Here is a 14,416-nt window from a genome sequence, read left to right as displayed (position 1 = left end):
TCCGTGGTCAGCGGCAGGATCTCCGACACCGCGCCCACGAACGTGGTCTTGCCCACACCGAACCCGCCCGCCACGACGATCTTCGTCGAGGTCAGCCCGCGTTCAACCGGAAACATGCTCATCAGACCGCCATGTGAGGTTCGTGACCGCCGACACAGGCAGAGGCGATCTGTTGGCTAGAGCCTGCGAAGTCCACTGAGCACCCTTTCGAGCAGGTTGACGTCGGGCTTTCCAGCGTCGAGCTGTGGCTGGTGCACCCGTACCAGTCCCTCCGTCGCCATGTCCGCGATCAGTACCCTGACCACGCCGAGCGGGATCCGCAGCAGCGCCGAGATCTCCGCCACCGACCTGACGCTGCGGCAGAGCTGGCTGATGGCCGCGTACTCCGGCATGTGCGACAGGTCGCGCGGCTCCACCGTGGCGGAGGAGACCAGGGCCTCCATCGCGAACTTCACCCGCGGCGCCGTACGTCCGCCTGTCACGGCGTATGGACGGACCGGCGAGGCGGGCTCGACATGGGTGGGCTGCGGTGGCTGCCAGCCGCCGCCGGGGTTCCATCTGGGGTCCGTCACTACATCACCTGGTCTGGGTCGCACGGAGCTCGGCGCGTACGGCAGGCGTGAGCACCTGTCCCGCACGCTCCACCATCAGCGTCATCTGGTAGGCCACCAGGCCCATGTCGCAGTCGGGCGCGGCCAGCACCGCGAGGCAGGAGCCGTCGCTGATCGACATGATCAGCATCAGCCCGCGCTGCATCTCGACGATCGTCTGGGCGACGGGTCCTCCTTCGAAGACCCGTGCCGCCCCCTGCGTCAGGCTGATCAGGCCTGAGGCGATGGCGGCCAGCTGGTCGGCGCGGTCAGTCGGGAATCCGGCGGAGGCCGCCAGCGGCAGGCCGTCCGAAGAGACCACCACCGCGTGGGCGACTCCGGGAACGTTGCTGACGAAGTCGGTGATCAACCAGTCGACTCCGCGTGCCGCGTGGCTCAGGTCGTTCACTCGTCCTCCTCCCTGCTATCAACGGTTCGCGGACCGCCCGGGTAGCGGCCCTCGCTGATGTCGTCACGTGCGGCTCTGAAGCCCTGCTGGAAGCTTGAGAACCTGTTGCGCACCCGCTCCGGCGAGATCGCCGGCATGGGCGCGACGCCCTTGGGCGCCGCGGTGTCGGCGGAGCCGGGGACCAGGTTGGCCCTCGGTACCCGCTTGGGCAGACCCGCGGCGGTGGAGCCGTCCTTGACGGGTTCGCGTACGGCTTCCGCCGCCGACCAGCCCGCGTCGGCCTTGGACGTGTCCCATTCTTCGCCCTTGTCGAACCACGCCGACTCGACGGAGGCGAAGATCGGCAGGAACTCGTCACCTGTGGCGCCCTTCACCTGAGGGATGGGCCCCGTCGGGTTGGACTCGACCTCGGGGAAGTCGTACCTGCCGGTGCCGGTGCCGGGCGTGGGGGTGGCGCCCGGCGCCCGGTCCTCGAAGGACCAGGTGGCGGGCAGGTCGGGCGGAGGGGCGTCGGGCCAGGCGCCCGAGGAGGGCGCCCACACGTCGGCCTCGCCGCTGTCGAAGGTGCCGCCCGCGACGCGGGGACCGGAGGCCCACGCGTTGCTCTCGGAGGGCCACTGCGCCGCGCCGCCGTCGGTCGGCCACTGCTGGCCGCCTTCGGACGGCCACTGGGCCGAGGAGGGCCATGATCCCGCGCCGCCGGTGTCGGCGCCGCCCCAGCCGGGCGCGGGCCCGGGGTCGGAGGCCCAGCCGCCGGGGCCGCCCATGCCGGGCTCGGAGGCCCACGCGGGGCCGGTGTCGGCGGTGAAGGCGGGCCGGGGGGCGTCGGCCGCCCAGGCCGCGGGCGTCTCCATGCCCCTGCCGCCGCTTCCGGCCATCGCGCCGGAGCCCGCCATCGCGGGCGTCGGACCGCCGAGCAGCGCCTCGGGCAGCAGGACCATCGCGGTCAGGCCGCCCCCGCCGTGCGGGCGCAGCTGCACCCTGATGCCGTGCCGGTGGGCCAGCCTGGCGACCACGAACAGGCCCATGCGCCGCGACACCGACACGTCCACGGTCGGCGCGTCGCTCAGTCGCTCGTTGGCGTGGACCAGTTCCTCGGCCGTCATGCCGATGCCGGAGTCGGTGATCGACACCATCATGCCGCCGCCGTCGATCCTGTTGCCCGACACCACGACATGGGTCTCGCGGGGGGAGAACGCCAGCGCGTTCTCGACCAGCTCGGCCAGCAGGTGGATGACGTCGTTGACAGCCTGGCCGGCGACGGCCGCGCCGCCCGGCACCTGGAGGTTCACCCTGTCGTAGTTCTCGACCTCCGACAGCGAGGCGCGGGCCACGTCGACCAGCTGCACCGGCTGGCTCCAGCGGCGCGGCGGGTCCTGTCCGGCGAGGACCAGCAGGTTCTCCGAGTTGCGGCGCATGCGGGTGGCCAGGTGGTCGAGCTTGAACAGGTTCGCGAGCCGCTGCTCGTCCTGCTCGCCCTGCTCCAGGCCGTCGATGAGGGTGATCTGCCGCTCGACGAGCGTCTGGCTGCGGCGGGAGAGGTTGACGAACATGGCGTTGACGTTGGCGCGGAGCTTGGACTCCTCGCCGGCCAGCCGTACGGCCTCGCGGTGGACCTCGTCGAAGGCCCTGGCCACTTCACCGATCTCGTCCTGGGAGGAGACGCCGATCGGCGGGACCTCCACGTTCTCGGCGGTGTGTCCCTCCTCGCGCAGCCGCTGCACGATGCCCGGCAGCGTACGGCCGGCGACCTCCAGCGCGCCGCCGCGCAGCCGGCGCAGCGGGCGGACCAGCGAGCGCGCCATGATCGCGGTGATGACGAGGACGATGATGAGCAGGATCAGCACGAGGGCCACGTTGATGATGGCGACCTGCTGCTCGGCGGACTTCAGCTCGGTGCTCTTGATCCTGATCGAGTCGGACAGCGCCTTCTCGACGGTGTAGAGCCGGTCGGCGGTCTTGGTGATCGCGTCGAACCAGCGCTCGGCGTCCTGGGTGGTGGAGGTGTCGAGCGCCCGCAGCGACGTGCGCTGGTTGTGCAGGTAGACGGCCCTGGCCACGTAGAACTCGGCGCGGCCGACCTCCTGGCCGGTCACGGTGTCGTCGAGGAACTGCCGCTGGGCGGGGGTGGCCGCGGCGCGGAAGGCGTTGCGCTCGCTGTCACGGCCGGAGCGGGCGGCGAGGAAGGCGTCGAACTCGGTGCCGTCGAACCTGCCCCGCAGCAGCGCGATGGCCAGCAGCGCCCGCTCCTTGGAGACCTCGTTCTTGGTCCTGGCGATGGCGCTCAGGGCCGCGCTGGTGACGATGAGCTCGTCGTCCGAGACACCCTGCACCGTCTCGTCGTACAGCTGCAGCATCTCCGACAGGGTCTCGGAGTACTTCTCCATGACGGGCAGCGGCGGCAGCTGGCTGGCGGTGACGGTCTCGCGCAGGGCCGGCAGCTGGTCGAGCCTGATCCGCACCTGCGCGAGCTCGCGGCGGCCCAGGTCCGACAGCGACTCCTCGGCCGCCCGCGCGGCCGAGCGCACCTTGGTGACCGCGGCGTCGACCGCCCGGTGCTGGGATTTGAGGCCCTCGAGCTCGCTGTCGCTCCTGTTCGAGGCGGCGTACTTGGCGGACAGGTCGCGCTCGAGGGCGAGCTCGTGGCCGAGCCCGCCCAGGGCGACCACCAGCTCGGCGCCGTCGGCGACGCGTCCGTACTCCTCGGCGGTGCCGATCGACGTGGTCACGCGGAAGGCGCCGAGCACGACGGCCACGACGGTTGGGATCGCGATGAGCGCCACGAGCCGGGTGCGTACTCGCCAGTTGCGCAGGGCGATCTTGCTACCGGTGTCCGCCGGCTCGGGCATCGGCTCGCGAGCCGCTGGGGGGCCCGGGGGTTCCTGCGCGATGCCACGACCGGAGCCGGTCGTTGCTGTCCTCACAAGTCGTAACCTCTCGCGGATGCCTGCGCTTGTGCGGAGAGAACCGATTCGCCGGTGAGACGAGTGGTTGCAGGCAAGTATCGGGGCAATTGGAGCACAACCTTCTATCTCCCGCCAACGCAATGCAACTTTTGGAGCGCTCCAGCAGCCGACGCTTTTCCCGTCGCCCCACCCACCGGACGGCGACCTCATCCCTCAATGAATCAGACATCTAGTTACAGAGAGGCACTAAACGCATAATTCCTCCTTTTCGTGCATGTGCTCATATACAAGGCGGCCGCCTTTCAGGAAAGATCGCACTCCTGTACGCTTCACGCCCGTCATAAACGGACATCCACGCTTCCCCCCTCGCAGGAGCTCCTCGATGACTCGCACAGTCCGTGCTCGCGCGCTCGTCCTCGGAATCGCGACGGCGCTCGCCCTGGCCGCCTGCGGCGGATCGGACACCTCCAGCGCCCCCGCCGACGGCAAGGGCCTGGAGAAGACCACGATCAAGGTCGGCGCCCTCCCCATCCCCGACCCGGCCGCGCTCTACATCGCCAACGCGAAGGGCTTCTTCAAGGCCGAGGGCCTCACCGTCGAGCCGGTGCTCATCCAGGGCGGCGCCGCCGCGCTCCCGCAGATCAAGAGCGGCGCGCTGGACATCTCGCACACCAACTACGTCTCGACCTTCCTGGCCGCCAGCAATGGCGAGAAGATCAAGGTCGTCGGCGACGTCTACCAGGCGGGACCCAACACCTTCAACCTGATGGTCCCCAAGGACTCCCCGCTGAACTCGGTGGCCGACCTGAAGGGCAAGACCGTCCTGGTCAACACCCTCAAGAACATCGGCACCCTCACCGTCGAGGCCACACTGAAGGTCGCGGGCCTCACGAAGGACGACATCAAGTTCGTCGAGAAGCCGTTCCCCGACATGGCCAACGCGCTCAGCACCGGCCAGGGCGACGCGGCGTGGATGACCGAGCCGTTCATCACCGCCACGCAGAGCGCCTCCGGCTTCCGCAAGCTGGCCGACACCATCTCCGGTCAGACCGCGGACCTGCCGATCGCCGCCTGGATGGCGACCGACGAGTGGGTGAAGAAGAACCCGAAGACGCTGGCCGCCTTCCAGCGCGCGATCGCGAAGGCCCAGCAGCTGGTGGCCAGCGACCGCAAGGAGGTCGAGGCCGTGCTGCCCACCTACACCAAGATCGACGCCAAGACCGCCTCGGTGATCACCCTCGGCACGTTCCCGACCTCGCTCAACGAGACGCGTCTGCAGCGGGTCGCCGACCTCATGCTGGAGTACAAGTACATCTCCAGCCGGCTGGACGTGAAGAACATTCTGGTCGGCGCCAGCGGATGAGCGGTGCCCGTATCCTCCGCGGCGCCGCAGGCGTCGCGGGCTTCCTCCTCGTCGGTGAGCTGACCATCCGGTTCGCGCTCACCGACGGCGTGGTCTTCCCGCCTCCCTCGGTGGTCCTGCGGGAGGCGGCGGGACTGCTCGCCGACCCCGACTTCCTGTCCGGAGTCGGGATCACCCTCACCAACTGGGCGCTGGGCCTGCTCCTGTCGGTCGTGGTGGCCGTGCCGCTCGGCGTGCTGCTCGGCAGCCTGCCGCCGGTGGAACGAGCCACCCGGCCGCTCCTGGAGTTCCTGCGGCCCATCCCCTCGGTGGCGATCATCCCGCTGGCGATCCTGCTGATCCCGTCGGACTCGCTGATGAAGGTGTCCGTCATCGTCTACGCCTCGCTCTGGCCGGTGCTGATCAACACCCTGTACGGCATGCACGACGTCGACCCGCTGGCCAAGGAGTCGCTGCGCAGCTTCGGCTTCGGCCCCCTCGACGTGCTGCGCCGGGTGAGCCTGCCGAGCGCGGCGCCGTTCATGCTCACCGGGGTGCGCATCGCCGCCGGCATCGCGCTGATCCTCGCGGTCAGCTCCGAGCTGCTGGCCGGCGGCGCCGGCGGCATCGGCGTCTTCGTCATCCAGGCGGGCAGCGGCAACCGTACCGACCTCATCCTGGCCGCCACGTTCTGGGCGGGGATCATCGGCCTGGTGGCCAACCTGCTGCTGGTCGCCGCCGAGCGGCGGCTCTTCCACTGGCACCAGGCCAGAACCGGAGCGACGACGTGACCGCTCTCAAGCGCGTATGGCTGGTCCCCCTGGTGCTGGTGGTGTGGGAGGTGGCCACGCGGATCATGGCGGACACCGACTTCCCCCCGCCCACCACCATCGTGGCCAGGATGCACGAGCTGTGGTTCTCCGGGCCCGCGACCCGGCTGTTCCTGACCGATGACGCGATCGGAAACGTCCTGCCGAGCCTGGGCCGCATGCTCACCGGCTGGATCCTCGCCGCCGTGCTCGGTGTGATCCTCGGCGTGGTCATCGGCCGGTCGCGCACCGCGTCCGACTACGTGGAGCCGCTCATCCAGTTCGGCAGGGTCATCCCGCCGCCGCTGCTGCTGCCGCTGCTCATGGTGCTCCTGCACGCCGGCCTGGCGATGCAGATCGCCGCCATCGTCCTCGGCGTCGTCTGGCCGGTGCTGCTCAACTCCATCGACGGCGCCAGGGCCGTGGACAGGACCCACACCGAGACCGCCATCGTCTTCGGCCTGACCAGGGCGCAGCAGCTGCGCAACGTCGTCATCCCCGCAGCGGCGCCGAAGATCTTCGCCGGGCTGCGGCTGAGCCTGTCGCTCGCCCTCATCCTGATGGTCATCTCCGAGCTGTTCGGCAGCTCCGACGGCATCGGCTACCAGCTCCTGCAGGCGCAGCGCGGCTTCGACACCCCGGGCGTGTGGGGTGCCATCGCGCTTCTCGGCCTGCTCGGCTACCTGGTGAACGGGCTGTTCACGGTGGCCGAACGACGACTGTTGGTCTGGCATCACCACGCCAGGCGCACGCTCTAGATCCCCGTGTTGGAGGAAACGTGTCACACCCGGCCGGCCCTATCTGGGAATCCATCTCCGGCATCTCCCGGTTCGCCGCTCTGGCCACGATGGCCGAGCTGGGATGCGCCGACCAGCTGGCCGAAGGTCCGCTGAGCGCGGAGGAGCTGGCCCTGCGCTGCGGCGCGCACGCGCCGTCCCTGCGGCGGGTGCTCCGTGAGCTGGCCGGCATGGGGATCGTGCGCTCGGTCGAGCAGGGCCGCTACGAGCTGACCGAGGAGGGTTCCTCCCTGCGCTCCGACGCGCCGGACTCGACGCTGCCCGCCGTACGGATGATCGCCGAGGAGGGGTTCTGGTACGCCCTCGGCAACCTGCCCGCGACCGTGCGGCAGGGCCGCTCGGCGTTCGTCGAGCGGTACGGCCCGCTCTACGAGCGCCTGGGCCGGCTCCCCGAGGTGGGCGCCGTCTTCGACGACTACATGACCTCCAGGGCCGTGCCGTTCGCCCGCCAGGTGGCAGAGCGATACGACTTCTCCCAGGTGGAGACGCTCGTCGACGTGGCGGGCGGCAAGGGCCACATCCTCGCCTCGGTGCTGCGCGCCTACCCGGGCCTGCGGGGTGTCCTGGTCGACCTGGAGCACGTCGTCCCCGGCGCGGCGCAGGCGCTCGACGCTCAGGGGCTGACGGATCGGTGCGAGGTGCTGGCCGGCGACTTCTTCGTGAAGGTCCCCGAGGGTGCCGACGCCTACCTGCTGGCCAGCATCCTGCACAACTGGGACGACCACGACGCCGAGCGCATCCTGCGCAGGGTGCGGGAGGCGATCAGGCAGGACGGGCGGCTGCTCATCCTGGAGATGGTGCTTCCCGACGAGGACGTGCCGCACGTCGGCAAGGACATGGACATGCGGATGCTGGCCCTGTTCGACGGCGGCACGGAGCGGACCCGCCAGGAGTACGCCGTACTCCTCGAGAAGGCGGGTTTCCAGCTGCGCGAGGTGTTCGACCTGTCGGCGGGGGCGAGCCTCGTCGAGGCCGTGCCGGTCTGACGAAATCCCAGCTCACTTTCATCGCGAATACTCGCAAACCGGACATGACAATGGCTGTCGGATCACCTGCTCCGCTAGAGTCCGGATCACAATTCCACCCCCCAGCGGCCCTGAGGATTCAGCGTGCTTGAGATATCGGACCTCTCCCACGTCTACGGCAGCGGCCCCAGTGCCCACCACGCCATCGAAGGGCTGAACCTCAGCGTCTCCGACGGCGAGCTGCTGTGCATCGTCGGGCCGTCGGGAGCGGGCAAGTCCACGCTCCTGCGCTCCATCGCCGGGCTCATCCAGCCGACGGGAGGAGAGGTCCGCATCGCCGGCGAGCTGGTCAAGCAGACGCCCGACAACCTGGCCGTCGTCTTCCAGGACTACAGCCGCTCGCTGTTCCCCTGGATGAGCGTCGCCGACAACGTGGCGCTGCCGCTGCGCCGCAAGGGCATGGACAAGCAGCAGCGCAGGGCGGCCGCCCAGGAGGCGCTGGAGTCGGTCGGCCTCGAGGGAGCCGGCAAGAAGTACCCCTTCCAGCTGTCGGGCGGCATGCAGCAGCGGGTCGCCATCGCCAGGGCGCTGGCCTACCGGCCCAAGCTGATGCTGATGGACGAGCCGTTCGGCTCGGTCGACGCGCAGACCAGGGAGGACCTGGAGGACCTCGTCCTGCAGGTGCGCGGGCACCACCAGATGACCATCGTGCTCATCACCCACGACATCGACGAGAGCGTCTACGTCGGCGACAGGGTCGTGGTGCTGTCCAAGGCACCGGCCCACGTCGTGGGCGACCTGAAGGTGGAGCTGCCCTCACCGCGCGACCAGATCTCCACTCGCGAGCACCCCGACTTCGTCCACCTGCGCGCCGAGGTCGGACGCCTCGTGCGCGGCGTCGAGAGGACCAACGCGTGAAGCGAGCCGCACTGACGATCGTTCTGGTGACGGCCCTGGCCGCATGCGGCGGCGGGGGCGGCGGCACTGGCGGTGAGGCGGGCCAGGAGAAGACGACGCTGACCGTCGGCGTGGTGCCGGTGCCGTCGTCGGCGGCGCTGTTCATCGCCGAGAAGAACGGCCTGTTCAAGGCCGAGGGCCTGACGGTCAAGACCGAGATCATCCAGGCGCCTCAGGCGGTCATGCCGAAGATCCTCAACGGCAGCATGGACGCCTTCCTGACCAGCTACGTCTCGCTGCTGGCCATCAACGACTCGGGCGCGGCCAAGCTGAAGCTGTTCCAGCACGTGCAGACGACCGCCCCCGGCATCGCCGGCGTCGTGGTTCCCAAGGACTCCCCCATCAAGTCCGCGGCCGACCTCAAGGGCAGGACGGTCGGCGTCAACGTGCTCCAGGCGCTCGGCCAGACCCTCACCAACGCGCACCTGCAGCAGGCGGGCGTCAAGCCGGAGGAGGTCAAGTTCGTCGCCGTGCCGTTCGCCGACCAGCTCACGGCGCTGTCCACGAAGAAGATCGACGCCGCCTGGCTGGTCGAGCCGTTCCTGAGCGCGGCCAGGAAGAACGGCGCGGTGGAGATCATCGACACCACCTCCGGGCCGACGGCGGGCCTGCCGCTCGACGCGTGGGGCGTGTCGGAGGACTGGCTGGCCAAGAACCCGAAGACGGCCGCCGCCTTCCAGCGCGCGCTGGCCAAGGCGCAGCAGATCGCCGCGACCGACCGCGCGGCCGTCGACGCCGTCGTCCCGACCTACACGCAGATCCCGGCCGAGGTGGCGGCGGCGATGAAGCTCGGCCAGTTCTCCACCGAGGTCGACAAGGTCGGCTTCCAGAAGCTGGCCGACCTGCTGCACGGCTACGGCTACCTCAAGGCCAGGCCCGACGTCACCACGCTGATCCCCGACAGGATCGGATGACCAAGGCGCTGGGCGTCGCGGGCGTCCTCGGCTTCCTGCTCCTGCTGGAGGCCGCGGGACGCACCGGGCTGATCGCGGTCCTGCCGCCCGTGTCCGTCGTGCTCGTGACCGCGGCCGGGCTGGCGGCCGACGGCGCGTTCCTCGCCGACGTCGGCGTCACCCTCGCCGCGTGCGTGACCGGGCTGCTGATCGCGGTGGTCACGGCGGTGCCCGCGGGGCTGCTGCTCGGCTCGGTGCCCGCGGTCGAACGGTCGGTCCGGCCGCTGGTGGAGTTCCTGCGCCCGATCCCGTCGCTGTCGCTGATCCCGCTGGCGATGTTCGTCTGGACCGACAGCCAGGACGCCAAGACCGCGCTGGTCGTCTACACCTGCTCCTGGCCCCTGCTGATCAACACCATGTACGGCCTGGCCGACGTCGACCCTCTCGCCAAGGACACCCTGCGCGGCTTCGGCTTCGGCCCGCTCGCCGTCCTGTGGCGCGTCTCCCTGCCGAGCACCGCCCCCTTCATCGCCACCGGCGTGCGCATCGCGGTCTCGGTCACGCTGATCGTCGCGGTCAGCGTCGAGCTGATCGCCGGTGGCGCCGGCGGCATCGGCACCTTCCTGGTGCAGGCCGGCAGCGCCAACCGGGTCGACAGGATGCTGGCGGCCACCATCTGGGCCGGCGCGCTGGGGCTGGGCGCCAACGCGCTGTTCACGGCCGCCGAGTGGCGGCTGTTCGGCTGGCACCGGGCCAGAGCGGGGGAGGCGGCGTGATCAGGCGGCTGGCGTGGTACTGGTTGCTGCCCGTCGCGGCCGTCGCGTGGGAGACGGCCACCAGGGCGATCGGCGCGGTCTACTTCCCGCCCCCTTCCACGATCCTGGCCAGGATGCACGAGATGTGGTTCGCGGGACCGCCCGCGCACCTGTTCCTCACCGAGGAGGCCGGCGGCGACCTGCTGCCGAGCCTGGCCAGGCTCGCCGCCGGATGGGCGGTGGCCGCGGCGGCGGGTGTCGCGCTGGGCCTGGTCCTGGGCCGCTCCCGGTGGCTGGCGGCACTGGTGGAGCCGCTGATCCACTTCGGCAGGTCGGTGCCGCCCGCCGCGCTGCTGCCGGTGTTCCTGGTGTTCTTCAGGGTCGGCACGCCGATCCAGCTGGCCGCGATCGTCTACGGCGTGCTGTGGCCGGTGCTCATCAACTCGATGGACGGCGCCCGCTACGCCAACCGGCAGTACCTCGACACCGCCCAGGTGTTCGGCCTGCGCCGCTGGCCGATCGTGCTGGCGGCGGCCGGGCCCAAGATCTTCGCCGGACTGCGGCTGAGCGTGGCACTCGCCCTGATCATGATGGTGATCTCGGAACTCTACGCGAGCAGCGAGGGCATCGGGCACCGCATGCGCGAGGCCGAGGGCAGCTTCGACATCCCCGCGATGTGGGCGGGCATCGTGCTGCTCGGCGTGCTCGGCGTGGTGCTCAACGGGGTCTTCCTCGCGGTGGAGCGGCGGGCGCTCAGGTGGCATCGGGGCCGTACAGCCGCCTGATCGCCGCCTGCTGGCGCTCGACGAACCACCGCCTGGTGGGCGGCCCCGCGGCGAGGCCGTCGGGGCGCTCGACGTCGTGCCAGCCGTACTCCTCGGCCCACAGCGCGGGCTTCACCCTGGCCAGCAGGTTGCCCATGCCGGGGCGGCGGCGGAAGCGGCGCAGCGCGGCCAGGTCGAGCTCGGCGGCGGCCACCAGCGACTCCCCCTGTGCCGCCTGGGCCAGCGGGCGGCCCTCGAAGTCGAGGATCTCGGAGCCGCCGCTGGTGGAGTCGCCGGGGATCGGCAGCCCCTCCAGCCCCCCGCTGTTGGCGGAGACGACGTAGGCGAGGTTCTCGACGGCCCTGGCCCGCCGGGCGATCGCCTTGGGGGTGAGCGCGGGCGAGGAGGCCTCGGAGGTGGGGTTGCAGAAGACCTCGGCGCCGCGCAACGCCAGCGCCCTGGCCAGTTCAGGGACGAGGATCTCCTCGGAGGCCAGCACGGCCAGGTTGCCGAGCTCGGTGCGGGCGACGGGCAGGACGGCGTCCAGGCCGTAGACGTCGAGGTAGCGTTCCCACACGTCGTACGGCGTCGGCGAGAACATCGAGTGCAGCCGCCGGTAGCGCAGGACGGCCTCGCCCGCCGGGTCGAGGATGACGGTGGCCTGGAAGAACAGCTCGGGGAAGTGCGGGTCGCTCTCGTAGGCGTTGACGCACAGGAACAGGTCGTTGCCACGGGCGATCTCGCCCAGCTCCCGGTACTCGGGGCCGTCGGGGGCCAGGGCCGCCCTGTCCCGCCACTCGGCGGCGCTCTCGCCGAAGGGGAAGCCGGTGAGCACGTACTCGGGAAGCACCACGAGCCGCAGGTCGGGGCCGATCCACGCCTTGGCCGCCGCGGTCTGAGCGGCGATCCAGCCGATCGCGGAGGCGACGAGCGCGCGCGGGTCCGCCGAGCCGTTCACCGCGGTGGTCCTGACCTGCAGGGCGAGTGCCCGGTAGGCGCTCACCCGACGCGCTTCTCGTCGATCAGCGTGCGGCGCACGCACACCCCCGCCTCGATCCACTGCCACACCCTGCTGCGCGTCGTGCCGTCATCGCTCAGGACGATCAGCTCGAACAGCCGCAGGTCCGCGTCCTCCGCCTTGAAGACCCAGGTCAGATAGATGGTGGTGGCGTCGACTTCCCAGAACTCGCCCCTGATCCGCTCGGTGTCGAAGCCGCAGCGCCCGCCGCCCAGGTAGGTGCCGGGGAACTCGTGGCGCTCGGTCCTGCCGTCGTCCCAGACGTACTCGTTGACCTGGTGGTAGGCGCGGTCGTCGACGATCGAGCAGGTCAGGCGGGAGCGGTGCAGGTCCACGACCTGGCCCAGGCTGTCGAGATGGCGGTAGGTTCCCTCCCACTCGCCCTCGTGCCTGGCCAGCAGCGGCATCTCCGCGCGAAGTCCCATGGCTACACGCTCCAGACGGATCGGGGTGACCGGTTCACCAGGTGGGCCCTGCGCCTGACGAAACGGGTGACGGCGGCCGGGCCCATGCGGGAGCCGCCGAGCCCGGACAGGTTGAAGGAGTGCTTCTCGCCCTCGTGGACGAAGGCGGTCAGCGCCGCGTCGTTGACGCTCACCGCGCCCACCCGCAGGCGGGCCGCCACCCGCCTGGCCTGCTCCTCGGTGGCCGCGAACACGGCGGCCGACAGGCCGTAGGCGGAGTCGTTGGCCAGCGTGACCGCCTCGTCGACGCCGTCGAAGGGCATCACGGGCAGGACGGGGCCGAAGGTCTCCTCGGTCATGACCCGCATGGAGTGGTCGACGTTCGACAGCACGGTGGGCCGCATCCAGTGGCCGCCGCCGTGCCGTTCGATCGATCCTCCGGTGTGCACGACGGCGCCCCGCGCGACCGCGTCGTCGATGTGCGCGGGGATGACGCCGGTCCTCACCAGAGGCCCCACGGTGCCCCCCTCGCAGGTCAGCGCCGTCCGCTCGGCCTTGGCCACCAGACGGGCGAGGAAGTCGGCGAAGACCTCGCGGGCGACGTAGACGCGCTCGATCGACTGGCAGGCCTGCCCGGCGTTGGCGGTGCCGCCGCGCAGGACGGCGGTGGCCGCCCGGTCGAGGTCGGCGCCGGCCAGCACGACGGCGGGGTCCTTGCCGCCCAGTTCGAGGAAGGCGGGGATGAAGGCGCGGGCGGCGGCCTCGGCGACCTTCCTTCCGGTGGCGACGCTCCCGGTGAACACCAGCGCGTCCACCAGCCCCACCAGCGCCCGCCCCGTCTCCGCGTCGCCTTCGACGACGCGCAGCGGCAGCTCGGACGGCACCAGCCGCATGAGCGGTTCGATGAATCGGGGGGCCAGCTCGCTGGGCTTGACCAGCACCGCGCACCCGGCGGCGAGGGCGGGCACCGCGTCGATCAGGCCGAGCAGGAGAGGGAAGTTCCACGGGCTGATCACGCCGACCAGCTCGTACGGCACCGCCTCGCCGCCCACGACGACGCCGGGGATCGCGGCGGGCTCGTCGGGCCGGTCGGCCAGGAGGGCGGGCGCCTGCCGTACCCACCGGTCGACGATCGCGGCCACCGCGCGCCGCTCGATCTCCGACTCGGCGCGGCGGCCGGTGTCGGCGACCAGCGCGGCCAGCAGATCGTCGTCACGGGCGAGCGCCGCGCCGAAGGCGGACAGCGCCGCCGCCCTGTCGGCCACGCGCCAGGCCGCCGACCGCGCGCGCAGGGCGTCGGCCGTCGCGGCCAGTTCCTCGGGCGAGACCGGCGACAGCGGCCGCTCGGGCTCGCCGGTGAGGGGGTTCACCACCATGATCAGAGCCGACAATAGCCGTAAACCCCGGCCGAACTCCAGCTCCGGGCCACGGGGCCCCGCGGTTGTCAGCCGCGGGGGCCCACGTGGCTGGTGAGCGCGTGCTCCACGAGGGTGATGAGGGTGCTCTTCACCGAGTCGCGCGACCTGGCGTCGAGACGGACCAGCGGGATGTGCGGGGAGAGCGTGAGCGCCTCCCGCACCTCCTCCTCCGCGTGGAGGTACTGGCCGTCCCACCCGTTGATCCCGACCACGAAGGGGAGCTTCGCCTCTTCGAAGTAGTCGATCGCGGGGAAGCTGTCGGCGAGCCTGCGGGTGTCGACCAGCACGACCGCACCGATGGCGCCGCGCACCAGGTCGTCCCACATGAACCAGAACCGGTGCTGACCGGGCGTGCCGAACAGATACAGGATCAGGTCCCTGTCCAGCGA

At 70.9% G+C, this 14,416-nt stretch carries 15 protein-coding genes and 1 pseudogene; 8 read left to right on the top strand and 8 right to left on the bottom strand.

What is annotated here, in order from left to right; genetic code table 11:
* From ABZX22_RS44345 to ABZX22_RS44330, 4 genes and pseudogenes are all read right to left on the bottom strand, one after another.
* Window positions 1-95: pseudogene (locus ABZX22_RS44345) on the bottom strand (ATP-binding protein); the annotation flags it as partial.
* A gap of 81 nt (window positions 96-176) precedes the next feature.
* Entirely contained in the window at window positions 177-572 is a 396-nt protein-coding gene (locus ABZX22_RS44340) for a DUF742 domain-containing protein (RefSeq protein WP_354923142.1), read from the bottom strand.
* 4 nt (window positions 573-576) lie between these two features.
* Complete coding sequence (locus ABZX22_RS44335) at window positions 577-999, bottom strand: roadblock/LC7 domain-containing protein (protein ID WP_354923139.1); 423 nt, start codon at window positions 997-999, stop codon at window positions 577-579.
* Window positions 996-3,848, bottom strand: coding sequence for a nitrate- and nitrite sensing domain-containing protein (locus ABZX22_RS44330; protein ID WP_354923136.1), 2,853 nt, complete (start codon window positions 3,846-3,848; stop codon window positions 996-998). Before ABZX22_RS44330 ends, ABZX22_RS44335 begins: the two co-directional genes overlap by 4 nt.
* Window positions 3,849-4,287: 439 nt before the next feature.
* Between ABZX22_RS44330 and ABZX22_RS44325 the strand changes: the two genes are divergently transcribed.
* From ABZX22_RS44325 to ABZX22_RS44290, 8 genes are all read left to right on the top strand, one after another.
* The gene (locus ABZX22_RS44325) at window positions 4,288-5,268 is read left to right on the top strand and encodes an ABC transporter substrate-binding protein (protein WP_354923133.1); all 981 of its coding nucleotides are present in this window, start codon (window positions 4,288-4,290) and stop codon (window positions 5,266-5,268) included.
* Window positions 5,265-6,038: an ABC transporter permease gene (locus ABZX22_RS44320; protein ID WP_354923130.1), complete on the top strand. Its 774-nt coding sequence runs from the start codon at window positions 5,265-5,267 to the stop codon at window positions 6,036-6,038. Before ABZX22_RS44325 ends, ABZX22_RS44320 begins: the two co-directional genes overlap by 4 nt.
* Window positions 6,035-6,814, top strand: a complete 780-nt coding sequence (locus tag ABZX22_RS44315; RefSeq protein WP_354923127.1) for an ABC transporter permease — start codon at window positions 6,035-6,037, stop codon at window positions 6,812-6,814. Before ABZX22_RS44320 ends, ABZX22_RS44315 begins: the two co-directional genes overlap by 4 nt.
* 20 nt (window positions 6,815-6,834) lie before the next feature.
* Entirely contained in the window at window positions 6,835-7,839 is a 1,005-nt protein-coding gene (locus ABZX22_RS44310) for a methyltransferase (RefSeq protein ID WP_354923124.1), read from the top strand.
* A 123-nt stretch (window positions 7,840-7,962) separates the two neighbouring features.
* Window positions 7,963-8,736: an ABC transporter ATP-binding protein gene (locus ABZX22_RS44305; RefSeq protein WP_354923121.1), complete on the top strand. Its 774-nt coding sequence runs from the start codon at window positions 7,963-7,965 to the stop codon at window positions 8,734-8,736.
* On the top strand, window positions 8,733-9,689 hold the full coding sequence (locus ABZX22_RS44300; RefSeq protein ID WP_354923118.1) for an ABC transporter substrate-binding protein: 957 nt from the start codon (window positions 8,733-8,735) through the stop codon (window positions 9,687-9,689). The genes ABZX22_RS44305 and ABZX22_RS44300 overlap by 4 nt, the downstream gene beginning before the upstream one ends.
* Window positions 9,686-10,444, top strand: a complete 759-nt coding sequence (locus tag ABZX22_RS44295; RefSeq protein WP_354923115.1) for an ABC transporter permease subunit — start codon at window positions 9,686-9,688, stop codon at window positions 10,442-10,444. The genes ABZX22_RS44300 and ABZX22_RS44295 overlap by 4 nt, the downstream gene beginning before the upstream one ends.
* Entirely contained in the window at window positions 10,441-11,208 is a 768-nt protein-coding gene (locus tag ABZX22_RS44290) for an ABC transporter permease subunit (protein WP_354923112.1), read from the top strand. The genes ABZX22_RS44295 and ABZX22_RS44290 overlap by 4 nt, the downstream gene beginning before the upstream one ends.
* On the opposite strand, the gene ABZX22_RS44285 is transcribed toward ABZX22_RS44290, so the two are convergent.
* The 4 genes from ABZX22_RS44285 to ABZX22_RS44270 all read right to left on the bottom strand — a co-directional run.
* Entirely contained in the window at window positions 11,177-12,190 is a 1,014-nt protein-coding gene (locus ABZX22_RS44285; RefSeq protein WP_354923109.1) for a nitrilase-related carbon-nitrogen hydrolase, read from the bottom strand. The genes ABZX22_RS44290 and ABZX22_RS44285 overlap by 32 nt on opposite strands.
* The gene (locus ABZX22_RS44280; RefSeq protein WP_354923106.1) at window positions 12,187-12,630 is read right to left on the bottom strand and encodes a DUF3598 family protein; all 444 of its coding nucleotides are present in this window, start codon (window positions 12,628-12,630) and stop codon (window positions 12,187-12,189) included. Before ABZX22_RS44280 ends, ABZX22_RS44285 begins: the two co-directional genes overlap by 4 nt.
* 2 nt (window positions 12,631-12,632) lie before the next feature.
* On the bottom strand, window positions 12,633-13,985 hold the full coding sequence (locus tag ABZX22_RS44275) for an aldehyde dehydrogenase family protein (RefSeq protein ID WP_354923103.1): 1,353 nt from the start codon (window positions 13,983-13,985) through the stop codon (window positions 12,633-12,635).
* A gap of 68 nt (window positions 13,986-14,053) precedes the next feature.
* Window positions 14,054-14,416 (bottom strand): ATP/GTP-binding protein (locus ABZX22_RS44270; RefSeq protein WP_354923100.1); only part of this gene is annotated, 363 nt, incomplete at its 5' end.

The sequence above is a fragment of the Nonomuraea sp. NPDC003804 genome, assembly GCF_040610675.1.
Classification (GTDB): domain Bacteria; phylum Actinomycetota; class Actinomycetes; order Streptosporangiales; family Streptosporangiaceae; genus Nonomuraea.
This window is presented reverse-complemented; position numbering and strand designations above follow the sequence as displayed.

Excerpts from the sequence above, each read along its gene's own strand:
- ABZX22_RS44330 (WP_354923136.1), bottom strand. The coding sequence starts at position 3,848 with ATGCCCGAGCCGGCGGACACCGGTAGCAAGATCGCCCTGCGCAACTGG.
- ABZX22_RS44325 (WP_354923133.1), top strand. The coding sequence starts at position 4,288 with ATGACTCGCACAGTCCGTGCTCGCGCGCTCGTCCTCGGAATCGCGACG.
- ABZX22_RS44320 (WP_354923130.1), top strand. The coding sequence starts at position 5,265 with ATGAGCGGTGCCCGTATCCTCCGCGGCGCCGCAGGCGTCGCGGGCTTC.
- ABZX22_RS44295 (WP_354923115.1), top strand. The coding sequence starts at position 9,686 with ATGACCAAGGCGCTGGGCGTCGCGGGCGTCCTCGGCTTCCTGCTCCTG.
- ABZX22_RS44280 (WP_354923106.1), bottom strand. The coding sequence starts at position 12,630 with ATGGGACTTCGCGCGGAGATGCCGCTGCTGGCCAGGCACGAGGGCGAG.
- ABZX22_RS44275 (WP_354923103.1), bottom strand. The coding sequence starts at position 13,985 with ATGGTGGTGAACCCCCTCACCGGCGAGCCCGAGCGGCCGCTGTCGCCG.